The 7,496-nt window shown below is 43.6% G+C and carries 6 protein-coding genes; 3 read left to right on the forward strand and 3 right to left on the reverse strand.

Annotated elements, in window-relative coordinates; genetic code table 11:
• Positions 1-264 precede the first annotated feature (264 nt).
• Together QUA24_RS26290 and xrtO are read right to left on the reverse strand one after the other, a co-directional pair.
• On the reverse strand, positions 265-3,165 hold the full coding sequence (locus QUA24_RS26290; protein ID WP_333233293.1) for a TIGR02921 family PEP-CTERM protein: 2,901 nt from the start codon (positions 3,163-3,165) through the stop codon (positions 265-267).
• Positions 3,155-4,729 (reverse strand): exosortase O, encoded by a 1,575-nt coding sequence (gene xrtO / locus QUA24_RS26295; RefSeq protein ID WP_333233295.1) that lies wholly within the window; start codon positions 4,727-4,729, stop codon positions 3,155-3,157. Before xrtO ends, QUA24_RS26290 begins: the two co-directional genes overlap by 11 nt.
• A 127-nt stretch (positions 4,730-4,856) precedes the next feature.
• Between xrtO and smpB the strand changes: the two genes are divergently transcribed.
• From smpB to QUA24_RS26310, 3 genes are all read left to right on the forward strand, one after another.
• Positions 4,857-5,324, forward strand: coding sequence for an SsrA-binding protein SmpB (gene smpB / locus QUA24_RS26300; protein ID WP_006631384.1), 468 nt, complete (start codon positions 4,857-4,859; stop codon positions 5,322-5,324).
• A 699-nt stretch (positions 5,325-6,023) separates the two neighbouring features.
• The gene (locus tag QUA24_RS26305) at positions 6,024-6,740 is read left to right on the forward strand and encodes a tetratricopeptide repeat protein (RefSeq protein WP_333233297.1); all 717 of its coding nucleotides are present in this window, start codon (positions 6,024-6,026) and stop codon (positions 6,738-6,740) included.
• Positions 6,737-6,964 (forward strand): Osc7112_2153 family protein, encoded by a 228-nt coding sequence (locus QUA24_RS26310; protein ID WP_333081774.1) that lies wholly within the window; start codon positions 6,737-6,739, stop codon positions 6,962-6,964. Before QUA24_RS26305 ends, QUA24_RS26310 begins: the two co-directional genes overlap by 4 nt.
• 143 nt (positions 6,965-7,107) lie before the next feature.
• On the opposite strand, the gene QUA24_RS26315 is transcribed toward QUA24_RS26310, so the two are convergent.
• Complete coding sequence (locus QUA24_RS26315) at positions 7,108-7,254, reverse strand: hypothetical protein (protein ID WP_333233299.1); 147 nt, start codon at positions 7,252-7,254, stop codon at positions 7,108-7,110.
• Between the last annotated feature and the right edge of the window lie 242 nt (positions 7,255-7,496).

Consider the following 7,496-nt stretch of genomic DNA (forward strand, 5'->3'; position numbering starts at 1 on the left):
ACTTTTGTTGCATCTGTGGAAAAAATCCTGAAAGAATTTGGAGAAAACTATGTAATTAATTTTGTCTAGCTACTTATGGTAATCGACCGGATACGATATCAGATATTCTCACGACGGGTGCAGGTTTTCTTGCAGAAGTCGGTTTACTCGTTACCAGGCAGAGCCTGGTAATGCAGATTCGGAGGCTCTGCTTGGTTAATCGTTGACTGGTTCCCAAGCAAATCGCCTGGGAAAGAGTTAATTAACTTTCAACCGTCGGACTTTTCAACCTACCATTTTCGCGCGCCGCTGACGGAGGAAAATCACCAAAAGCCCGATCGCACCTACCGCCAACAGCAGCCATTCTTCCGGTTCAGGAACCCCCGAAACATTGAGAGGATTATTCGGCTTACTCAACTGTTCCTTACCAGATTCTACCTCTCTGTCAAATCGATCGCTCTTAGCTTCCGCTGCTTTTAGCTGCTCCCTTTGCGCGTCATTAACTAACACAATCATCGAAGAATACGGCGTCACCACTTTGAAATTTTTAGCTACCGCGTGCATCGCATCCAGTTGCGTCAATTGATTTGCACTTTTCTGCTTGCTAAGTGCAGTTATCAACTGCCGCGCAGCTATCGGTTTAAAGCCTTCTTTTCCGGCATTTTTAGACTCTGCGACAGTCGCCGATTTTGCGGTTTTTTTCGACTGCGGGGTTTTGGCATAACTCCAACCATAGCCGTCAACAACGCTAACTGTAGATGGGCCCGAAGCTGCTGTCGTTGCTACTCGCTGCATCGCCTCTTTCATATCCGTAGCAACTCCGCCACCGCTATCTTGAATAAGCTTTAAAGTTGCGTCGTCGTAGCCGGGGGGCAAACCTCCCAAATGCACTGTCCATAGGGGTGCAGAGATGGAAAGTTTAGGTTTGCGATCGTCCGACAATTCGTAACTGTGGCGATCGCTCACCAAAAATACTGTATCGTAACTTTTATCGCCCCGCAACTGTGCAAACTGTTGCAGCATATCTTTGAGCTGGATCGTACCGTAAAATGTCACCTTTGCCGCATCGAAATTGCGTACATCTTCCACAAACTTAGGTGGCATTCCTGCAGCGCTGGCGACATACAAATCAACAGCATTTTTGTCGGCTGCATTAGCTTTCAACCATTCAAAAGTCTCTTTTACATCCTTATTTTCCGTCGCCATGCTGCGGGAAGTATCGATAATAACTGCAAATTTCTTGGCTTGCGGTAACGAGTAATTTGCATCAGCCAGCGGCTTAGCCGAAATGATATTTCCTCCCGGTAGAACCGCCTGCTGCACTGTTAGAGGCTGCTGTGCGACTGCGGGCAAAAAGCGTGGCAGCCAAGTTTCTCTTGCTTCTTTCCCGCTGTATTTTACCTCTTTTCCAGCGATCATGCGGCGAGTATTTTGGTTCCAAAAAATGTTGCGTTTTTCAGCCAAAACAGGCATAGCCCAACCCTGCGGCTGGCGCATGACTTTGTAAGTAAGCCACAGGTGCATTTCCTGTGGCCCGTCAGTTTGGGTGAATTCTCGTTTAGCCGGGATTGGAAAAGCCCGCAAGCGGTATTGTTTGGGGCCAATTTGTTCTAGCAAAGCCGGATCTACTCTTTCTCTCACCTGTTGATTGTAGACTTGTTGGGCTGCACCGCGAGGCGATACGGTAAATACAAAACGTTTGTTTAAATCCCCAGTATCTCCCAGCCAAACTCCTGTAACTGCGGCGCTTTCCGGCAGCGAAAAGTAGTAGAATACTTCTTGCAAGTTCGGCGTTTGATTTTTGTAGACTTCGTAGAGTTGAACGTCAGCACAGTCGCCGTTTTCTTTGACTGTCACTTCTTGCGACTGCAACCATACTTTTTCCTGATTGACATTCAGCAAACCTGCTTTTGCTTCTTCCCGGTTTGAGGTTGACTGTACCGCGTGTTTTACTGCTTCTGTGTCGCCTTTTTGCAGTTCCGTATCGAAGAATTCGCCGTAGAGTTTTTCGGCTTTTTCTACATCAGCACTAGAGCCTTGATACAAAAACGGCGACATTAAAAAATTATAGCTGTTCTGCACAGTTTGAGCCGCCCAGTCAGGTAAACTCAAACTATTTTTGTATATCTCATAAATGTGGTTATTTTCTCCCACAGTGCTGAGGTATCGGTAAGGGGACAAATAAGCGTTAACTAAGCCGGATCGAATCATATCAGACTTGGCTAATAAAGTTTGGCGAACCGTGTCATTTGCGGGGGGAGTCGCCAGCATTTTCAGTGCTGCAACTTGCGGCTGCTGCAGCAAAGCCGAGAAAATAGCCAGCCAAGCTGCTATGACTCCCAAACTTCCGATTAGCGCTTTATTTTTCCCGTATTGTGCAGCAAAACTCTGCCATATTTTCCGCCCGGAATGAATGTAGAGAAAGCCGTAAAGCGAAGGCATGACAACGAACAAGCTACAGGTTAAACCAAACAATATAAACGATAGCGGTATCCAAATTAAACCCCAGACCCACTCCCCGTATCTAAAGATATCCCAAAATGCTGATACCCATGTAAAATTGAAAAATTCAATGACTACAGTGAAGAATCCATAAAATGTAAACAATGCCACAGGTACAGCGTAATACATCAGCAATGTTGCCGCCCAAATGCCAACTACTAGCATTAAACTGTGACATCCTAATTGCAGCCACGCATTTCGTTTTTCTCGGATTAAGCTTAAAAAACGATGCTGTTTATTATAAGAAGTTTGAGAATTTGAGATATTTTGAACATTTTCTTTTTTACCCAGATAGCCGTACAGCATTTCCACTGAAAATGCTGCAATGCACAAAGCAATAGTAGCGATGATTTGATAACTAGCTGGGGTGAGTTCTCGCAGCAGGAACAAGCGGAGCAAACACAGCAAAAATAGCGGTGCTTCTACGCCGTAAAACCAACGCATTAGCTCTAGGGGTTGCTTGCTGAAACGCCTAGCTCCTATTACTGTACATACAGTGGGTACTGCGATCGTAGCTGCCATCGTCAAAGAAAACTCTAGGGGGATGGTGCCATCGATTGTCGCCATAATTAATGGCACTCCTATAATCGGCAAAATTCCCAAGTAAACAATCGATAAAAAAGTCAAATTCCACAGCCAAAAAATTGTTTTAAAAACTCCATCAAATACCTGTTTAATTTTCATTTATTTCTCCTTGTAAGCTTTGTTTAACGGTATCGTGTACATTACTAGCAAACTCTTTTACTTCATAATTTTCAGCTTGTAGCGAACTGTCAAATAAAATGGAAACTAACACCCACTTGTGATTTTTGTGGGTGAGGTCGCTGCCGATACGGGACAAGAAGTTATCTGTAGTTCGCTGTGCAGATTGCAGCCAGTATGCTGCTGAGAATTGGTTGTTTTTGAGAGACAGCCATCGGGCTGTTACTGAAGGAGTTAATTGTTTTTTTTCTATGCGGTTGACGGGAATTCCGCTCGCTACAAAACACAACTCGGGGGCGTGATAAGTTTGCCAGGATGTGCTCGCTACTGTGAGCATGGAACCGCGCAAGTTGCCGGCGACAAATCTGATTTTTTGTGTTTGCGTGTCTGGATAGTTGCCAAAGAATTTCTGTTCGCTAGGATTCAGGGGAATCGACTCTGATTTAATGTATTCAGGTAATCTTAAAGGTGCGATCGCCATTTTTGACGTTTCTACATGAGACAGTTGAGCCATGACTGCCAAAACTGTGACTGCGGCAATTATTCCGGGTTTGGCTAAAGGGTGATTCTGTAGTATTTCTGAGTTGGATTTTGCAGAAATACCGCTGCTTTTTTTTGGCTGAAATTTCGGTACTCGTTGCAGCATTAACCAGGTCACAAAAGAAGCACATACTAAACCGACAATTCCCAGAGGAACGTGAATAATTTCTGCTATGTTTGGCTGTTTAAAAACTTCTGAAACCAGGACTAACGCGGCAACCCGCGCAGCGTTAGCAGACACTAACATTAAGAGATTAGCAGCGGCGACTGTTACCCACCTTAAACTTAATTTACGCCCTTCCAGCCAGGTAGCAGCTAGCAAAAATAGCGTCCCGACTAAGAGGGTTTTAATGCCGCTACAAGGCACGTCAACGTGAGCGATGCCGTTTTCCAAAACGATAATATCGTAAGAAGAAATAGCCCCAATGTGCAGCATTGAGAGCAACTGTTCTACTACCTGAGCAGTAAGAACTCGCGCCGGCAAACCTAAGCCGCTATTCAACTGACTATTAAATGGTAAAATACAAGCCAGCAAGCCCGCAACTGGCAAGTTTTTTTGCCAAAAGTTCTGCTCCACCAATAAGCCGCACAGCCCGTAAGTTCCGAGGATAAATAGCAGGACAGTAATTTGTTTGATATCAATTATGTACTGAAGGGCGATCGAGCAAATACCCGCACCCAACATCAACAGCAGCGGATATCGCCTCAAAACGAAATTGGGTGAAAATCCCAGCGGGCGAGCCTCTTCGTGGGCTGCGCTAATGCAGTTCCCGCTCGATCGCACTACTAATGCTACAATCAGAAAGCCAATTACTATTTTATATAGTGTGGGTATCTCAACAAACGAGGATAACAGCCACTTAACAGCCGAGATATTGGCCCAAAACCAAGCAAGCGCCAGCAAAAAAGGAGCCAGCCAAACCAAATTAACCGCAGGATGAGGAGTAACAGAATCTGGAATTGCAGAATCAGTGATATTGGTGCGCTGCATGATACCGCTTGACATTCACGTTGGTGACATCTTAGCTCAGCCAAATTGGTAATGTCCAGACCGATTATTTAAGTTTTGTCAAGCTTCGATTTTCTCTACAGAGAAGCTAGCGTTATAATAATTAATTTTAGCGGAGGTAAAAATGAGCGAAAAAAGCCCAGGATACAAAATTGTTAGCGATAACCGACAAGCACGCCATCTCTATGAAATTATAGAGACATACCAAGTGGGAATCGAATTGAAGGGAACCGAAGTCAAATCAATTCGGGAAGGAAAAGCCAATTTGCGGGACGGATATGGTTTAGTTCGGAACGGAGAACTGTGGCTAATTAACGTTCACATTTCGCCTTGGAGAAGTGCTAGTAACTATTTTAATCACGAACCCCGCCGCACCCGTAAATTGCTGATGCACAAGCAGGAAATTCGCAAATTAATCGGCAAAGTGGAAGAAAAAGGCTTGACTTTAGTGCCATTAAAAATGTATTTGAAAGGCGGCTGGGTAAAACTTGATATCGGTTTGGGTAAAGGGAAAAAGCTGTACGACAAGCGCGAAGATTTGAAGAAACGCGAAGACAAGCGGGATATGGAAAGAGCGATGAAGCAATTTTAGTCAGAGTCATTAATCATTAAACATCTCCGAAAAAGAAACTAAAACATTTGCTACTAGAAGGTTGAAAGTTAATTTATAGAGATGTTTATTAGTCAGGAGTCATTAGTGATTCATGATTGGTGATTGCTGATTAATGATGGGCTATTTTAAATCTAGTTCGGTTAATTACTCATCATAATATTTTTCAAAATCCTCAAGGGAGGATTTTGAGGAATTCCATCGTCACTACAAACTTAATTAGAGTTATTTTACCGGAGTCCATCTTACAGCAGATTCTATGTTGAGGAACTAAACCCCAGCTCGTTCCATCCCGGTAGGGCAACGGCCCAGGGTAAGTCCCTACACTTCATAAACCTGGAATACGCTGTATCTCCTCATACAGTCGCATACTGTCGATCGACTGACCGCCGACTAAGTATTATTACTTAAGTGAGGGGAAGAGTTCTACCTTCTTCCTGCTTCCCGCTTCTTTTTCCTGAAAATATCCGGATGGCTTGTGGAGTCTCATGAATGATCAACCTATGCTCGAATACCTCTGGCTAGTGGGAGCATTACCCAAGCATTCGGCTGTGGACTGACAAACTCTTATGAGAAATAGGCTCTAACCTGAGTCATTTCTTAAGATTATGATGCCATTAGGGTGGCAATTAAATCTGGTAAACAAAATATCGCCCAACTCTCAAGTTAAAAATGCTAAAAATGATACCATTAGCTAACATTTTCAATGCTATGAAAGAGCCAGCGAAAAAGCATCAAAACTCCAAGTGGGGAGCCTTCTTGCTGATGCTAGCAGTAGGCTTTGGCGGCTGGCAAATTGGGTTGCCGGAACTGGCATCTTTTTTTAATAATAGGGCTTTTGAAAACTACAAAGCCAATCGATTCGCTGATACTCAAGAAGCATATGAGTTAGCGCTCTGGGTAGATCCAAAAAGCCGAACAGCTCTTTACAATTTAGGATGGCTTTGCGAAGAGGTGCAAGATTTACAGTGCGCCAGAGCAAAATATCTGCAAGCTGCCAAACTCGGTCTGCCTGCTGCTTACAGCAACCTGGCTAGGTTATATATAGTTGATCAAAAAAACTATCCGGCTGCGGTTCACTTCCTGTGGCAAGGTTTGAAATTAGCTGAGGACGATCGAGTAAAATATTCTTTACTCAAAAACTTGGGATGGGCTCGCCTGGAACAGGGTCGATATTCAGAGGCATTGCAGCATCTGGATGAAGCGATTAAACTTGATAGTGAAGGACCAGCAACTTACTGCTTAAAAGCGCAAGTCCTAGAAAAGATGAAAAATACTAAGGAAGCGCTACCGCAGTGGAAAATTTGTCTAAAGTATGCGGATTCTCAAGAATTCGATGAGGATATATGGATAGGGATGGCACGTCAACGATTAAACGAGGAAAAAAGAAATAAATGAAACGCACAGTTTTGCTTTCATCAACCCTACTGGCAATTATAACGGTCCTGGAGCTAAGTCAAGCCTCAAAAGCAGTGCCAACTCCTGCGACTGTTAAACCTGCCCTTAATCAATCAGTGGAAATGCTGTTCAGCTCGAATCCGTCGATGCGACAGTGCAGAGATAGAAATGGTGGAAAATATGCGTGTCCGAGATTCATCATGACTCCGGAGAGCGAAGAATAAGAGTTATTTTCAATAAATTTTGTAGAGTGTACCATCACCACTTTACACAAACAGGTATGTAGTATGTAGTAGTAGTATGCAGGGTGCGCACTGCGCACCTTACTATAGATCATTGCTGTGTCCTTACAGCCACGATGTAGCGATCACTTCGATATCCGCTGCTGATTTGTCCAATTTACTTGTCCCACCTTCTGAGCCGCTTTTTTCGCTGCTTCGCCGGAAATAATATCATCGGCTTCAACTTGCTTCAAACCTCGGTCAACTTTGTCAAGGAAGTAAAGCCTATTCATAACTTCCTCAAAAGTAATCTCTGGTGGGATTTTCTCTACGACCTTTAAGACTCTATATTTTACTGTAAGTAGTCGGACAGAATTAATTACACAAAATAGAATCGGAAATTCTCTTCCTGTGAGCCTTGCAAAATTATATCTGTGTAAATATTTCTGTTAATGTACTTATAGCCTTTCTCAGAAAGATGAGGTACAATAACAGCAGTGTGTAAACCAGTTAAAAATATTTGATGATGTAACTT

Origin of the sequence: Microcoleus sp. Pol12B5 (assembly GCF_036701335.1) — a bacterium.
Taxonomy (GTDB): Bacteria; Cyanobacteriota; Cyanobacteriia; order Cyanobacteriales; family Microcoleaceae; genus Microcoleus.